Below are 14,536 nucleotides of genomic sequence, written 5' to 3' on the forward strand. Positions count from 1 at the left end.
ACACCTATTCGTCAGGGCCGTGACTACGTATTCTGAGAGGAGGGGAAAGAGGTTCGCGCGGCCGCGCGGTCGTTCGAGCGCGCGAAAAAACCTCTCGGGGCGGCTTCAGCTCTGCCGCTGTGGGCGTCCGCGCTCGCGCGCGCCGACCGAATCTTTCGCAATGTCGGCGACCAGCGAAGCGACATGGCCGCAATGCGACAAAGCGACTCCCGACGCTTTGTCGTCTTCGCTCGTCTGCTGCGCCTGCGGCAGCACGGCGCGGCGGAAGCCGAGCTTGCCCGCCTCTTTGAGACGCGCGCCGGCGTGAATGACCGGCCGCACCGCGCCGGAGAGCGCGATCTCCCCGAAAAACAGCAGCTCGGCGGGCAAAGTGGCGCCGGTCAGCGAGGAGACGAGCGCCGCCGCTGCGGCGAGATCGGCGGCCGGCTCATCGGCGCGCAGCCCGCCGGCGACATTCAAATAGACGTCATGCATGCCGAGCTTGAGCCCGGCATGGGCCTCGAGCACGGCGAGAATCATCGACAGCCGATTCGAATCGAAGCCGACGACGGCGCGGCGCGGCGTGCCGAGCGAGGTGGGCGCGACCAGCGCCTGAATCTCCACCAGCATGGGGCGCTGGCCTTCCATGCCGGCGAGCACGGCGGCGCCCGGAGCCGCGGCGTCGCGGCCGGCGAGAAACAGGGCGGAGGGGTTGGCGACCTCGGCGAGGCCGGCGCCGGTCATCTCGAAGACGCCGATCTCGCCGGTCGCGCCGAATCGGTTCTTGGAGGCGCGCAGCATGCGGAAGTGATGCGCGCTGTCGCCCTCGAAGGAGAGCACGGCGTCGACCATATGCTCGACGACGCGCGGGCCGGCGACCTGGCCGTCCTTGGTGACATGGCCGACGAGGATCACGGTGGAGCCGCTGAGCTTGGCGTGGCGCAGCAGCGCCTGGGCGCTGGCGCGCACCTGCGTCACCGTGCCGGGCGCCGAATCGGCCGCCTCCGTGTGCATGGTCTGTATCGAATCGATGACGATCAGCGCCGCGCGCTTGCCGGCGGAGCAGGTGGCGAGAATATCCTCGACCTGCGTGGCGCCGGCGAGCTCGACCGGCGCGTCGGAAAGGCCGAGCCGCTCGGCGCGCAGCCGCACCTGCGCCGCAGCCTCCTCGCCGGAAATATAGATGACGCGCTCGCCCCGCCGCGCCAGCGCCGCGCAGGCCTGGATCAGCAGCGTCGATTTGCCGATGCCCGGCTCGCCGCCGAGCAGCGCCACCGAGCCGGGCACGAAGCCGCCGCCGGTCACGCGGTCGAATTCTTCTATTCCGGTGGCGATGCGCGGGGCGGGACGCGCGTCGCCGGCCAGCGCCTCGAGCGCGAAAGGCCGGCCGCGCCCGACGCGCGCTGTCGGACCGAAGCCGCCGCCGGCGCCGCCATTCTCCTCGACGATCGTGTTCCACTCGTTGCAGGATTCGCAGCGGCCCTGCCAGCGGTTGGTCACCGCCCCGCAGCTCTGGCAGACGAAGCTCTGGCGGGCTTTAGCCATGGCGCGATTCGCCCTCTCCCGACATGGCCGGCAGAAGCGCCAGCGGCGCCAGAGCGGCGGCGGCGGCGCAGCCATAGGCGAAGCCCTGGCCGCTCGCCTCGGCCAGAGCGCCGAAGGCGACATTGCCGGCGATCACCGCCACGGCGTTGGCGAGGCCGAAAACGCCGAAGCCGGTGGCGCGCAAATGCGCCGGCGCGGCGCGGGCGACCAGCGCCGAGAAGGCCACTTGCGCCAGGGCGATATGCAGGCCCCAGAGCGCGATCCCGACAAAGACGAAAGAAAGCTCCTGCGAGGCCGCGAGCGCGGCCTCGGAGATCGCCAGCGTCACGCTCGCGGCGATGAGCAGCCGGCGCTCGCTCCAGCGATCGACGAGCTTGCCGGCCGGATAGGCGGCCAGCATGGCGACGAAGGACATCGCGACCAGCGTCAGCGGCGCGAAGGCGATGCGCAAGCCGGCGCCCGTCGCCCGCAGCACGAGAAAGGCTTCGCCCACTCGGGCCGCGGCGAGCAGGGCGCCGAAGGCGAGCAGCAGCCAGAAGGCGCGCGGCAGCTCGGAAAATCCGGCGAGCAGCGCCTTGCGGCCCGTGGCGGGCGGGCGCGTCTCCTCCGGCTCGTGAACGAAGACTGCGAGAACCAGCACGCAGATCAGCGCCGGCAGGCAGGCGATCCAAAAGACGAAGCGCGTGTCGTCATGCGTCGCCAGCATCAATCCGATCGCCGCCAGCGGGCCGATGACCGCGCCAACCGTATCGAGCGTCTGGCGCAGGCCAAAGGCGGCGCCGCGCTGCTCCGGCGTGGTGACGTCGGCGATCAGCGCATCGCGCGGCGCGCCGCGCAATCCTTTGCCCACGCGGTCGAGAACGCGCGCGGCGATCACCTCCGCCGCGCCGCCGGCGAGCGGAAAAATCGGCTTCACCGCCGCGGCGAGGCCGTAGCCGAAGAGCGCCAGTCCTTTGCGCCGGCCGATCATATCCGAGATGCGGCCGGAGACGACCTTCACGGCGAGCGCCGTCGCTTCCGCCGCGCCCTCGATCCAGCCGATCTCGGCGATGGCGACGCCGAGCGTTCCGGCGAGATAGACCGGCAGCAGCGCATGGATCATCTCGGAGGAGAAATCCATGAACAGCGAGGTGACGCCCAGCGCCCAGACAGCGGTGGGCATGGTCGCTGGTCCGAACCGCTGTGCCGAGTCTCTGGCTCGCTCGCTCATGGCGCGCTTCTACGTCGCGGATCGATGGCTCGGCAAGCGAAACGATCCGGGGACGCTCGATGAGAAGCGCTAATCCTCTGCGTCGTGACGCCCATTGATGCGTCCACGCAGCACATTGGACGCTTTGAACATCACGACGCGGCGCGCGGTGATCGGCGCCGAGGCGCCCGTCTTTGGATTGCGTCCGACGCGCTCGCCTTTGGAGCGAATATGAAAGGAGCCGAAGGAGGAGAGCTTCACATCCTCGCCGGAGACGATGGCGTTGAAAATCTCCGACAGCACGGCCTCGACGAACTCGCCGGACTCGGCGCGCGAGAGGCCGATGCGGCGATGTACGGCGTCCGCGAGATCGGCGCGCGTCACCGTGTGATGTGTATGTGAGGTTGGCGTCTCGGAAATGACGTTTTCGTCCCGGGAAAGGTCTTCCACTGCCGGCGGGGCTTTTTCTGAAACATTTTGCGACATGATCGGCCTTATCGATTCAAAACGAAACTAACATCGTCGAGCTCGACTTCTTTTTCTGGTTTGTGACAACTCTCGCGCGAGAAGGGCTCGTGGCGGACGATCGCAACAGGTCGCCGCTGGCCCTGATCGCGAGGAGCGAAAAACTCAATTTGATTATTTTTCAGAAACTACGGCGAAAATCAAGCGCAGGTTGCAGTTTCACGATCGGGATTTCGTGGCGCCTCACCAGCGGATGAGCGCCGAGCCCCATGTGAAGCCGCCGCCGACCGCTTCGAGCATCACGAGATCGTCACGCTTGATGCGTCCGTCGTCGCGCGCCACCGACAATGCGAGCGGAATGGAGGCGGCCGAGGTGTTGCCGTGCAAATGCACTGTTGCGACGACCTTTTCCGGCGCGATTCCGAGCTTGGTCGCCGACATGTCGATAATGCGGCGATTGGCCTGATGCGGCACGAACCAGGAGAGATCCGCCGCTGTGAAGCCGGTCGCCGCAAAGGCGTCTGTAACGACGTCCGTTACCATGCCGACGGCGAAGCGGAACACTTCCTTGCCTTCCATGCGCAAATGCCCGACCGTTCCGGTCGAGGAGGGGCCGCCGTCGACATGCAATTTCGCACGATGGCGTCCGTCCGAGCGCAAATGCGTCGTCAATATGCCGCGCTCGGCGAGCGAGCCTTCGCTCTCGCGCGCTTCGAGCACAATGGCGCCGGCGCCGTCGCCGAACAGCACGCAGGTCGTGCGATCGTTCCAGTCGAGAATGCGCGAGAATGTCTCCGCGCCGATCACCAGCGCGCGCTTATGCGAGCCGGAGCGGAGAAATTTCTCCGCCGTCGTCAGCGCGTAGACGAAGCCCGAGCACACCGCCTGAAGATCGAAGGCGGCTCCGCGCGTCATGCCGAGCGCGGCCTGAATCTGTGTCGCCGTCGAGGGAAAAGTATAGTCGGGCGTCGATGTGCCGACGATGACGAGATCGATATCCGCTGGGCCGAGACCGGCGTCGGCCAGCGCGGCGCGCGCCGCTTTCTCGCCGAGCATGGAGGTGGTCTCGCCGGGCGCAGCGATGTGACGCTCCTTGATGCCGGTGCGCTGCGTGATCCATTCGTCGCTGGTGTCGACTTTGGCGGCGAGCTCCTCATTGGTGAGGATGCGGCTCGGCAGATAGCTGCCGAGGCCGACGACGACAGAGCGCAGAGGGCGCTGGATGAGAGTCACTGAGCGGCTTCCTGGTCGTCGCGGCGGCTCGAGGCCAGCATGTCGCGGATCTTGGAGAGCAGGCCTTGATGCGCCATCTCATAGCCGATCTCGACCGCGCGGGCGAAGGCCAGCGCATCGGCGCCGCCATGGCTCTTGATGACGATCCCCTCGAGGCCGAGAAACACGCCGCCGTTGATGTTGCGAACGTCGATCTTTTCGCGCAGCTCGCGAAAGGCGCCGCGCGCCAAGAGATAGCCGATCTTGGCGAGCCAGCTGCGGCCGATGGCCTCGCGCAGATAATTGGTGATCTGGGTGGCCGTGCCTTCGGCGGTCTTCAGCGCGATATTGCCGGAGAAACCCTCCACCACCACGACGTCGACGACGCCCTTGCCGATCTCGTCGCCCTCGACGAAGCCGTGATAGTCGAGATCGGGAAGCTCGGCCTCCTTCAGCAGGCGTGAGGCGGTTTTGACCTCCTCGACGCCCTTGATCTCCTCGACGCCGACATTGAGCAGGCCGACGCTCGGCCGCTCTATATCGAAGAGCGAGCGCGCCATCGCCGCGCCCATGACGGCGAGATCGACGAGATGGCGGGCGTCCGCGCCGATGGAGGCGCCGACGTCGAGCACGATGGAATAGCCGCGCGCCGTCGGGGCCGGCCACAGGCAGGCGAGCGCCGGACGCTCGATCTTGGCCATTGTGCGCAGGCAGACCTTGGCCATCGCCATCAGCGCGCCCGTGTTGCCGGCGGAGACGGCGACATCGGCCTCGCCCTTCTTTACCGCCTCGATCGCCTGCCACATGGAGGAGACGCGCCGGCCGGAGCGCAGCGCCTGGCTCGGCTTGTCGTCCATGCGCACGGCGATCTCGCAGTGACGGACGGTCGCGACATGGGCGAGGCGCGGATGCGCGGCCAGCTCGGCGCGAATCTGCCCTTCGTCGCCGAACAGCAGGAAGCTGCTGTCGGGGTGACGATCGTGAGCGATGGCGGCGCCGGCTATGGTGACTTTCGGACCATGATCGCCGCCCATGGCGTCCAACGCTATGCGAATGGGCTGCGCCATTCTGCCTCGTCTCCCGACCTGACTTACGAATTGCGAATGTCCGCGCGGCCCGCAACGCTCCGCCCCACGGGGCCGCCGGACGCGCGAAAGTGCGGCGAAGCGGAGCCGCTATGGCCCGCTTTTGCCCTCGGTTCCTCGCGATTTCTCGTCACGGACCGGGCTCGCCGCCGGCCCAAGGCGCCAGCGGGTGACGAATTGCCATTTGCGCCGCGCCAGCGCAAGAGCAATTCCTGCCGCCGCTCCAGCTTCCCGGGATCGAGCCGGTCGCGATACGTCGTCGCATGTCGCCGAGACTACAGGCGCTCCATCACGCTTTTGCAAAGCCGGCTTCAGTTTCGACGTCCCTTGCCGAGCGCGTCGCGCAGGCCGGCGAAGGGCGAGACTTTCGCCGGCGGCTTCTCTTCCTCCACCTTCTCTTCGGGCGGAGAGAAGAGCGCGCCGGGCTTGCGCGGATAGGGATCGAGCGCCAGCGCCAGAAATTCCGCGACAATGGCGCCGAGATCGATTCGCCCATCGACGAGCGGATCGGGCGCATCCTCATCGAGATCGGCGATGTGCCGGCTCGCTCTCGGCTCCTTCTGCTCCTCCGGCTCCGCCTCGCGTCGGCGACGCGACATGCGTTCGGTCGGGGGCGGGGCGGCGGGGGCGGCCTCCGGGGCGAAGGACACGTCTATGGGCTCCACGACGCGGGCGTCGAATTCCTCGAGCGTCACCACGCAGGTTTGGCGAATGTCGGCGGCGAGCTCGCCGGCGACGCGCAGGCCGCCGCGGCCCGCGCGCGTCACTTTCAGCTTCGCCTCGAGGCGACTCAGCGCGACGAGATCGTCCGCCTCGGCGAGGGCCGCGCGCTCGCGGGCGTCGGCGGAGACGGTCAGCTCCAGCCCGTCCTCGGGCACGTCCGTGGCGGCGAGCGGGCGTGAGAACGGGGTTTCGGGCAATTGCAGATCGTCGCTCATTCGCCGCTCCTTCTCCTCCGGCGTCGCCGCCTCGGCCGACAATATGAAATATAGATGGGCGCCGCGCCCATTGGTCGAAGCTTCGCCATTTTCCGGCCATTGATACGGTCGAAGAGGCGCCGACGCCAGCCCGTGGGTCGCGCCGGAGGCGTCGCTGCTTGCTTTCGTGAAGAGCGAGAGTTAGGCAAGCTCGAACATTGTCGCGATAGAGGTCGGCCTCGGGAGAGGCGCAGCGCGGAGAGAAAAATGCGGTCTCGGGTTTCGCTCGTCGTCGTCTCGCGGCAGGCCCGCCGCCTCGCCGCCCTCGCTCTGCTGGCGGCGCCGCTCGCCGGCTGCCTCGGCTATGACGGCGTCATCAATCGCGGCGCCGTCATCGACGAGCGCAAGTCCGCGCAGGTGAAGGTCGGCATGCCGGCCCCGCAAGTGCTGGCGCTGCTCGGCACGCCCTCGACGACATCGACGATCGGCGGCGACGCCTGGTACTATTTCAGCCAGCGCATCGAGCGCGAGCTGGCCTTCCTACCGCCCGAGGTCGCCGACCAGCACATTCTCTCCGTCTATTTCGACAAGTCGAGAAAGGTCCAGCGCATCGCCGACTATGGGCTGAAGGACGGCAAGGTCGTCGATTTCGTCACCCGCACGACGCCCACGGCCGGGGCCGAGTTCAATTTCGTGCGCAACATGCTGTCGAAGCTGACCAGCTTCTGACGATTCGAGAAAAATCCTAGCTTTTTCAATCATAAGCATGGCTGTGTCGATTCGGCGCAAATGTGGCGGGCGAATCGGCCGGCCGGCTCCGTACGTAGCCGATCGCTTCATTTTTAAGGGCTTGTGGGAAATACGGAGCCTCGCCGAATTGTGACGCGCGGGTGACGCGCGCAGTCGATTTTTCGCCCCTCGCGGTTGCTAGCCTCTGTCTCGTCCAAACAACAGCGAGGAATGAAACAGAGTGTCTTTCGAAGCGATAGCTCCTGCCGTTCGCGGCGAAGCGTCGGCGCCGAAATGGTCGCGCTTTCTGCCCGTGTTCGACCGCGCAGACGCGGACCGCCCCCTCGCGGGGGCCGACGGATCCGTTCACATGCTCCTTCGCGCATTCGCCATAGCGACGGCTCTCGCCTTCGCTATGGTGGCCGCGCTGCTGTCCATGCCGGACGGCTGGGGTCGGTTCAGACTGTCCGAGGCCTCGCGCGCCGGGGCGCAGAGCCGCCGAGCGCCGCCGCCCTTGTTCTTTCTGACCAATCGCGGCCTCACCGATCAGCCGCTCGACGCCGACGCCGCGGAAGCGATGGGCGAGGCGGTGAAGGCCTGGTCCGGCGCCGCCGACGTCGCCAATGAGGCGCAGGCGCGCCTCTCCGGCGCGGCGCCCGCCGTGCTGCAGTTCGGCCCCGTGCGCGTCGCCCGCGCCATTGTCGAGCATGTGGTGCAGGCGGCCAAGACCACCGGCTCCGATCCGGCCATGCTGATGGCGATCGCCGACAAGGAGTCGAGCTTCGCGCCCAAGGCCAAGGCCAGCACCTCCTCGGCGAGCGGGCTGTTCCAGTTCATCGATTCGACCTGGCTGAAGGCCGTGCGCATGTTCGGCCGCAGCTATGGCCAGGAGGCGGCGGCGCAGGCGATCGATGGCGACTATCGCGTCGCGCCGCAGAAGCGCTCCGAGATTCTGGCCATGCGCAACGACCCCTATCTCTCCGCGGTCTTCGCCGCCGAGATGCTGAAGCATGACGGCGAGCGCATCGCCGAGCGTATCGGCCGGCCGCTGACCGTGGGCGAGACCTATCTCATCCACTTCCTGGGGCCGGACGACGCCGCCCGCTTCATGGCGAAGGTGGAGGAGGCGCCCAACACCCCGGCCGCCAAGCTGCTGCCGCGGCCCGCCCGCGCCAATAAGCCGATTTTTTTCGCCCGCGAGGGCAAGAAAATGAAGCCGAAGTCGGTGAGCGAGGTTCACCAGGCTTTCGAGGCGATGATGGGCCAGCGCTCCAACCGCTACAAGGGCGTGGAGCAGCAGCTGCCGGGCGGGGCGCTCGCCTTCACGGAATGAGCTTTTTTCGCAGAAAATGAGAAAGGCGGCCCCAGCGGCCGCCTTTTTCGTCGCTCGCCTATCGATCCGCCGCTCTCGCCAATTCGCGCCAGCGGCTGGGCGCGAGGCCGCTCCATTGCTCGAAGGCGCGGGTAAAATGCGCCGGATCGCTATAGCCGAGCCGGGCGGCGATCTCGGTGATCGACAGCTCCGATCGGCGCAGCAGACGAATCGCGCGGCGCTGCAGCGTGTCGCGCAGGAGATCGGCGTAGCTGAGCCCGAGATCGCCGAGCCGTCGCTGGAGCGTGCGCTTCGACAGCCCGGCCCGCCGCACCACGGTCTCGAGCTTCGGACGGCCGCCGAGCAGCTCCAGCTCGATGAGCACGCCGATCCTGCCGGGAAGATCGTCCGGCGCCGGAATATCGAAGATGCGGGCTATCTCCTCTGCGTCCAGTCCATCGTCTTCGCCCGGCCGCGGATTGACCGTCATCAGCAGCCGCTGATCGAAGACGATCGCGCCCGGGCCGTCGCAGAGCGCGATGTCGGCGCCCATCTGCTCGCCGATCGATCGTCGCGCGCTCGCCGGCAGGCCGCCGAACGTCACGCGGCGCGGCAGCCAGCGCGCGCCGGCGAAATGCCGCACGAGGGCGATCATATACCAGACGGCCAGCATCTCGTTCTGCGGCCGGCCCTCCGTCGCGGGGTCGTCCAGCTCATAGGACCAGACGACATCCTCGCCCTGTCGTCGCAGGACCAGCCGCGTCGCGCTCTGCAGCATATGCGGCAGGCTCGTCCCGGCGCGATGGACGGCTTCGAGCAGCGTCGGCGCCAGCGTCACCCATTTGCCGTAGACGCCGAGGCCGGCGATCGACGTCCTGCGGCCGAGGCGGGCGGCGAAGGCCTCGTCGCCGAGCTCGCGGGAGGAGGCGGCGAGCAGGCGGAAATGATCGCGCAGCGGCAGCAGCGTGTCCGGCGATTCGAGCAGGCCGAGCGGCAGCTCCGCGCGGCGAAACACGCGCTCGATCGAGCCGCCGGCGCCGCCGACGACCTCGGCGATCGGCCCCAGCGTGCTCGCGCGTGTGTAGCCCGTTTGTCGCATCTGCCCTCGCGCGCCATCGTCCGGCGTTTTCGGCGTGTCCTGGCAAGCGTCGCCAGCGGCTGGACGATAGCATCCCCTATCGGCTCACAAAGGCCGATCCATCGGGGGATTTGCCCGAGTTCGGGGAGGATATTGGATATGTGCCTCTATTGTCTCGGACGCGCGTCGGCCGGATTGTCTCGGCGCGAGATGTTGCAAATGGGCGCGCTGGGCGCTGCGGCTCTGCCTTTCATCGCCTCGCCCGCGACGGCGGAGAGCGGCGATCTCGAGCGCGACGGTTTTGAGCGCGATATGGCGGCGCTGATCGCGCGCGCCCATTCGGGAGAGCTCGTCTCCTATCGTGTGTTCGAGATCGATGGCGACGACCTGCCGTGGATCGATCTCGGCCTAACGGCGGCCAAGGGTCAGCAGGTCAGCTTTCTCGTCACCGGCCGCATGTGGATCGCTCGGCCCTATGACCTCTGGTTCAAGCCGGGCCTCGTCTTTCACGCTCGCACGCGCGGCCAAAGGCCGATCTACAGCCCTGGCGTCGACACCGGCACGATGATCGCCGCCCATGACGGCCCGCTCGAGATCGCCCGCTCCGCCGCGCAATTCGCCGATGCGGACGGCAGGCTGTGGACGCCCGAGGCGGAGTATCGCAAGCAGGAGGTGAAGATCGTCGGCGTCGCGCTGGTCTGGAAGGGCGAGGCGCTCTCCGGCCTCGAGAGCCTCGCCGCGGCGGGGGACGTGAATGGTCTCGTCGCGGCGGAGATCGCACGGCTGAAACGCGGCCGCAAATTGCCGGACGGCTGGAACGATCTCTTCAGTCTCGGCGGCGGCGCCGAAATCTTCGCACGCGAGGCGAATGGCGAGATCGTCTGCGAGAGCGCTGGCTCCGCCTCCATCATCGAGCGTCCGCTGCCGCTCGCCTTCGCCACGCGTCCCAAGCTCGGCTGGCGCTGGAAGATCGACCAGCTTCCTTCAGCGAAAACGGAGGATGTCGCGCCTTTCCACGATTATCTGTCGATCGGCGTGAAATTCGAGGACGGGCAGGACCTCACCTATTTCTGGAGCGCCGGCCTGCCGACCGGCAAAGTCTTCCGCTGCCCGCTCGCCGGCTGGAGCGCGGTCGAGACTCATATGGTCGTCGATTCGGGCGCAGCGGGGCTCGGCGAGTGGCGGGCGCTGGAGCGCGACGTCGCCGCGGATTACGCCGCCCATATCGGCGGGCCGGCCAAGGCGATCAGCCATATTTGGCTGCTGGCGATCACGCCCTTCCAGCGTCGTCGCGGCGCTTGCCGCTATGCCGACATTCGTGTCGCGACGGCGGACGGGGCGGTGACGAGGCTCTAGCTATTTGTTCCAGCGTTCGGCGGCCGCGTCGTCCTTGGCCTTGGCCTCGACCCAGTCGCCGACGCCGCCGTCGGCGCGATGCTCCTTTTTCCAGAAGGGGGCGCGGGTCTTCAGATAATCCATCAGAAATTCCGCCGCGGCGAAGGCCTCGCCGCGATGGCGCGCGGCGGTGATGACGAGCACGATTCTCTCGCCCGGCAGAATGCGCCCGTGGCGATGGATGATAGTGAGCGCCGATAGCGGCCAGCGGGCGAGCGCCTCCTCGGCGACGCGGGCGATCTCCGCCTCGGCCATGCCGGGATAATGCTCGAGCTCCAGCGCCGCGAGCGTCCCGTCCTCGTCGCGGCAGAGGCCCGTGAAGGTGACCAGAGCGCCGATGTCGCGGCGGCCGTCCTCGATCAGCGCGGCTTCGTGAGCCGGATCGAATGGGGCGGATTGGATGCGGATGGTGGGGGTCATGAGCAGCCGGCGAACAGCGAGCAGCGAATAGGCCCATTCGCTATTCGCTCTCTCACCCTCCCGTCATCGGCGGGAAAAAGGCGATCTCGCGCGCCCCGGCGATCGGCGTCTCATGGCGCACATGGGCTTTGTCGATCGCCGTGCGAATGACGGCGGCGTTCTCGAACGCCAGAGCATAGGCCTCGTCGCGCGACTTCAGCCAGCCGATGAGCTCGCCGACGGTCGCCACCTCCGGGGGAGGGGAGAGCTCCTCCTCAGCGCGGCCGATTCGCTCGCGCACCCAGGCGAAATAGAGAGCCTTCATCGCGCCTCGTCCGTTCCGAAATGCGCCCAGCCGGCTCTCATATAGTCATAGCCCGTGTAGAGCGTCAGCAGCGCGGCGACCCACAAGAGCACGCTGCCGATGTTGACCGTGCCGGGCAGCACCAGCTCGCCGGCGCGGCCGGCGATGAAGAAGCCGAGCGCGAAGAGCTGCAGCGTCGTCTTCCATTTGGCGATGGCGCTCACCGGAAGCGGCACTTTCAGCTCGGCGAGATATTCGCGCAGGCCGGAGACTAGAATCTCGCGGCACAGGATGATGAGCGCCGCCCAAATGGTGACGCCGGAGATGGTTTGATCGGCGACCACCATCAGCAGAGTGGCGGCGACGAGCAGCTTGTCGGCTATGGGGTCGAGCATGGCGCCGAGCGTCGATTGCTGCGCCCAGGCTCGGGCGAGATAGCCGTCGAAGAAATCGGTGATGCCGGCGGCGGTGAAGACGCCGAGCGCCGTCCAGCGCATCCAATGCTCGTCCGGCCATTGCAGCAGGCCCGCGACCACCGGCACGGCGACGAGCCGGCCATACGTCAGAATATTGGGCAGGGAGAGCGCGCGCCCGCGGCGCGGCGGAATGGCCGTCGATGTCATGCCGCGAAGGAACATGGCGAGCGCCTCCCTTGTCAATAGAAGAGACGGGCTCCTCACCGGCGCCGCGTTCCTCCGCCGGCGGTCCGATCTCCCGCGCAGCGGCGGGAAGCTTCGGCAAAACCGGCATTTTGCCGCGCGGCGCGCGCCGGCGGGAGCATCGCCGAGCCACGCACAAATTTTAGCCGTTCGCTGTTTCAGCCGCGCTGGAAATGGTCGAAGACGAGCCGCGCCGTCGCCTTGTTCACGCCCGGCACATTCTCGAGGTCGCAGAGCGCGGCGCCGGCCACCGCCTTCGCCGTGCCGAAGGCGAGCAGCAGCGCCCTTTTGCGGGCCGGGCCTATTCCCGCGATCTCGTCCAGCGGGTTCTTGGCGAATTCCTTCTTGCGCCGCGCGCGATGCGTGCCGATGGCGAAGCGATGCGCCTCGTCGCGCAGGCGCTGGACGAAATAGAGCGCCGGATCATGCGGCGGCAGGCGGAAGGGCTCGCGCCCCTCGACGAAAAACATCTCGCGGCCGGCGTTGCGATCGGCGCCCTTGGCGATGGAGGCGATGGTCACGCCCTCGAGGCCGATCTCCGCCGCGACGGCGCGCGCGGCGTCGAATTGTCCGCGGCCGCCGTCGATGATGACGAGATCGGGCTTGGACGGAAAAGCGTCCGGCGCTTCCTCCTCGGGCTTTTCGGCGTCCTTCGCGATTCGAGCGAAGCGGCGCGCCAGCACCTCGCGCATCATGGCGTAATCGTCGCCGGGCGTGATCTCGGCGCTCTTTATGTTGAAGGTGCGGTAATGCGTCTTCATGAAGCCGGTCGGCCCGGCGACGATCATCGCGCCGATCGCCTGCTGGCCGCCCGTATGGGAATTGTCATAGACCTCGACGCGGCGCGGCGGCTTCTCCATGCCGAACATCTCGCCGAGCGCGATGAGCAGCTTCTCCTGGCTCGCGTCCTCGGTGAGCTTGCGCGTCAGCGTCTGCTTGGCGTTGGTCTGCGCATGCTCGACCAGCTCGCGCTTCTCGCCGCGCTGCGGCGTCGCGATCTCCACCTTGCGGCCGAGCTTGTCCGACAGCGCTTCCGTCAATAGCTCGCGATCCTCGATCGCATGGGAGAGCAGCACCAGAGGCGCCGGCGGATGCTCGCCATAAAATTGCGCGAGGAAGGAGCCGAGCACTTCCTCTTCAGACAGGCTCTGATCGGCGCGCGGGAAATAGGCGCGGTCGCCCCAATTCTGAAAAGCGCGAAAGAAAAACGCTTCGATGCAGAAGCGCCCGGCCTCTTTGGCGATGGCGAAGACGTCCGCCTCTTCGACGCTGCGCGGATTGACGCCTTGCGTGCCTTGAATGAGCGACAGCGCGGAGATGCGGTCGCGCAGCCGCGCGGCGCGCTCGAATTCCAGGCGCTCCGCCGCCGCGGTCATCTCCGTGGCGAGTTGCTCGCGCACGGAGCGGCTCTTGCCGGTGAGGAAGTCATGCGCCTCCTGCACCAGCACGGAGTAATCCGCGATCGAGATTTCGCCCGTGCAAGGGCCGGCGCAGCGCTTGATCTGATAGAGCAGGCAGGGCCGCGTGCGATTCTCGTAGAAAGAATCGGTGCAGGAGCGCAGCAGAAACGCCCGTTGCAGCGCGTTGAGCGCGCGCCCCACCGCGCCGGCGTTGGCGAAGGGGCCGAAATAATCGCCTTTGCGCGAGCGCGCGCCGCGATGCTTGGCGATCTGCGGCGCGTCGTGATCGCGCGCGATGAGAATATAGGGAAAGCTCTTGTCGTCGCGCATCAGCACGTTGAAGCGCGGCTTCATCTGCTTGATGAGATTGGTCTCGAGCAGCAGCGCCTCGGTCTCGGTCTCGACCGAGATGAACATCATCGAGGCGGTCGCCGAGATCATGCGCGCGATGCGATTCACATGGCCGGCGAGGCGCGTGTAGCTCGCTATGCGCTTGCGGACGTTCTTGGCCTTGCCGACATAGAGAACCTCGCCATTCTCGGCGATCATGCGATAGACGCCCGGCCCGTTGGGCGCGTTCTTCCAATAGGATTTGATGACAAAGACGCCGCGCTTGACGCTCTCCGGCGTATCGGCCGCGAGCTCTGGCGGAGCGGCGCCTTCGGCCTCTTCCGTGAGGTCTTCTTCCTCATCGAGGGTTTCGGGAAGGTCGGGCGTATCGCTCATGTGGCGAGATTTATGCCCGGCGCGCGCGAATGGGAAGAGCGCGTGAAGGGTATCGATGGGGCGAGAAGAGGCTCCCGGAGAGGCGTTTCCACCTCACCTTCGAGGGGGGAGGTCGAGCGCCGAAGGCGATCGGGAGGGGGTG

General features: G+C 67.3%; 14 protein-coding genes. 3 read left to right on the top strand and 11 right to left on the bottom strand.

What is annotated here, in order from left to right:
- Nucleotides 1-105: 105 nt before the first annotated feature.
- From radA to GYH34_RS09080, 6 genes are all read right to left on the bottom strand, one after another.
- Complete coding sequence (gene radA / locus GYH34_RS09055; RefSeq protein WP_161913292.1) at nt 106-1,524, bottom strand: DNA repair protein RadA; 1,419 nt, start codon at nt 1,522-1,524, stop codon at nt 106-108.
- Complete coding sequence (locus GYH34_RS09060) at nt 1,517-2,686, bottom strand: MFS transporter (protein WP_161913293.1); 1,170 nt, start codon at nt 2,684-2,686, stop codon at nt 1,517-1,519. Before GYH34_RS09060 ends, radA begins: the two co-directional genes overlap by 8 nt.
- Before the next feature lie 117 nt (nt 2,687-2,803).
- Nucleotides 2,804-3,163 carry an integration host factor subunit alpha gene (locus tag GYH34_RS09065; protein WP_244635332.1) on the bottom strand — a complete coding sequence of 120 codons (360 nt, stop codon included), beginning with the start codon at nt 3,161-3,163 and terminating at the stop codon, nt 2,804-2,806.
- A gap of 258 nt (nt 3,164-3,421) precedes the next feature.
- The gene (locus tag GYH34_RS09070) at nt 3,422-4,411 is read right to left on the bottom strand and encodes a beta-ketoacyl-ACP synthase III (protein ID WP_161913294.1); all 990 of its coding nucleotides are present in this window, start codon (nt 4,409-4,411) and stop codon (nt 3,422-3,424) included.
- Complete coding sequence (gene plsX / locus GYH34_RS09075; protein ID WP_161913295.1) at nt 4,408-5,457, bottom strand: phosphate acyltransferase PlsX; 1,050 nt, start codon at nt 5,455-5,457, stop codon at nt 4,408-4,410. Before plsX ends, GYH34_RS09070 begins: the two co-directional genes overlap by 4 nt.
- 329 nt (nt 5,458-5,786) lie before the next feature.
- The gene (locus GYH34_RS09080; RefSeq protein ID WP_244635333.1) at nt 5,787-6,413 is read right to left on the bottom strand and encodes a YceD family protein; all 627 of its coding nucleotides are present in this window, start codon (nt 6,411-6,413) and stop codon (nt 5,787-5,789) included.
- Nucleotides 6,414-6,659: 246 nt separating this feature from the next.
- Here GYH34_RS09080 and bamE point away from each other — a divergent pair, with 246 nt between their 5' ends.
- Complete coding sequence (bamE, locus tag GYH34_RS09085) at nt 6,660-7,121, top strand: outer membrane protein assembly factor BamE (RefSeq protein WP_161913297.1); 462 nt, start codon at nt 6,660-6,662, stop codon at nt 7,119-7,121.
- Between the two features lie 370 nt (nt 7,122-7,491).
- Nucleotides 7,492-8,454, top strand: a complete 963-nt coding sequence (locus GYH34_RS09090; protein ID WP_244635334.1) for a transglycosylase SLT domain-containing protein — start codon at nt 7,492-7,494, stop codon at nt 8,452-8,454.
- Between the two features lie 58 nt (nt 8,455-8,512).
- Here the strand turns inward: GYH34_RS09090 and GYH34_RS09095 are convergent, their stop codons facing one another.
- On the bottom strand, nt 8,513-9,532 hold the full coding sequence (locus tag GYH34_RS09095; RefSeq protein WP_161913299.1) for an AraC family transcriptional regulator: 1,020 nt from the start codon (nt 9,530-9,532) through the stop codon (nt 8,513-8,515).
- A gap of 138 nt (nt 9,533-9,670) precedes the next feature.
- On the opposite strand from GYH34_RS09095, the gene GYH34_RS09100 reads away from it, so the two are divergent.
- Nucleotides 9,671-10,867 (top strand): DUF3047 domain-containing protein, encoded by a 1,197-nt coding sequence (locus GYH34_RS09100; protein WP_161913300.1) that lies wholly within the window; start codon nt 9,671-9,673, stop codon nt 10,865-10,867.
- On the opposite strand, the gene GYH34_RS09105 is transcribed toward GYH34_RS09100, so the two are convergent.
- From GYH34_RS09105 to uvrC, 4 genes are all read right to left on the bottom strand, one after another.
- On the bottom strand, nt 10,868-11,326 hold the full coding sequence (locus GYH34_RS09105) for a molybdenum cofactor biosynthesis protein MoaE (protein WP_161913301.1): 459 nt from the start codon (nt 11,324-11,326) through the stop codon (nt 10,868-10,870).
- 52 nt (nt 11,327-11,378) lie between these two features.
- Nucleotides 11,379-11,630 carry a molybdopterin converting factor subunit 1 gene (gene moaD / locus GYH34_RS09110; protein WP_161913302.1) on the bottom strand — a complete coding sequence of 84 codons (252 nt, stop codon included), beginning with the start codon at nt 11,628-11,630 and terminating at the stop codon, nt 11,379-11,381.
- Nucleotides 11,627-12,247, bottom strand: a complete 621-nt coding sequence (gene pgsA, locus GYH34_RS09115) for a CDP-diacylglycerol--glycerol-3-phosphate 3-phosphatidyltransferase (protein WP_244635335.1) — start codon at nt 12,245-12,247, stop codon at nt 11,627-11,629. The genes moaD and pgsA overlap by 4 nt, the downstream gene beginning before the upstream one ends.
- Before the next feature lie 179 nt (nt 12,248-12,426).
- Nucleotides 12,427-14,394 carry an excinuclease ABC subunit UvrC gene (uvrC, locus tag GYH34_RS09120; protein WP_161913303.1) on the bottom strand — a complete coding sequence of 656 codons (1,968 nt, stop codon included), beginning with the start codon at nt 14,392-14,394 and terminating at the stop codon, nt 12,427-12,429.
- Nucleotides 14,395-14,536 lie beyond the last annotated feature (142 nt).

The organism is Methylosinus sp. C49, assembly GCF_009936375.1.
Taxonomy (GTDB): Bacteria; Pseudomonadota; Alphaproteobacteria; order Rhizobiales; family Beijerinckiaceae; genus Methylosinus.

Excerpts from the sequence above, each read along its gene's own strand:
- radA (WP_161913292.1), bottom strand. The coding sequence starts at position 1,524 with ATGGCTAAAGCCCGCCAGAGCTTCGTCTGCCAGAGCTGCGGGGCGGTG.
- GYH34_RS09080 (WP_244635333.1), bottom strand. The coding sequence starts at position 6,413 with ATGAGCGACGATCTGCAATTGCCCGAAACCCCGTTCTCACGCCCGCTC.
- GYH34_RS09060 (WP_161913293.1), bottom strand. The coding sequence starts at position 2,686 with ATGCCCACCGCTGTCTGGGCGCTGGGCGTCACCTCGCTGTTCATGGAT.
- moaD (WP_161913302.1), bottom strand. The coding sequence starts at position 11,630 with ATGAAGGCTCTCTATTTCGCCTGGGTGCGCGAGCGAATCGGCCGCGCT.
- bamE (WP_161913297.1), top strand. The coding sequence starts at position 6,660 with ATGCGGTCTCGGGTTTCGCTCGTCGTCGTCTCGCGGCAGGCCCGCCGC.
- uvrC (WP_161913303.1), bottom strand. The coding sequence starts at position 14,394 with ATGAGCGATACGCCCGACCTTCCCGAAACCCTCGATGAGGAAGAAGAC.
- GYH34_RS09090 (WP_244635334.1), top strand. The coding sequence starts at position 7,492 with ATGCTCCTTCGCGCATTCGCCATAGCGACGGCTCTCGCCTTCGCTATG.
- GYH34_RS09100 (WP_161913300.1), top strand. The coding sequence starts at position 9,671 with ATGTGCCTCTATTGTCTCGGACGCGCGTCGGCCGGATTGTCTCGGCGC.
- GYH34_RS09105 (WP_161913301.1), bottom strand. The coding sequence starts at position 11,326 with ATGACCCCCACCATCCGCATCCAATCCGCCCCATTCGATCCGGCTCAC.
- pgsA (WP_244635335.1), bottom strand. The coding sequence starts at position 12,247 with ATGTTCCTTCGCGGCATGACATCGACGGCCATTCCGCCGCGCCGCGGG.
- GYH34_RS09095 (WP_161913299.1), bottom strand. The coding sequence starts at position 9,532 with ATGCGACAAACGGGCTACACACGCGCGAGCACGCTGGGGCCGATCGCC.
- plsX (WP_161913295.1), bottom strand. The coding sequence starts at position 5,457 with ATGGCGCAGCCCATTCGCATAGCGTTGGACGCCATGGGCGGCGATCAT.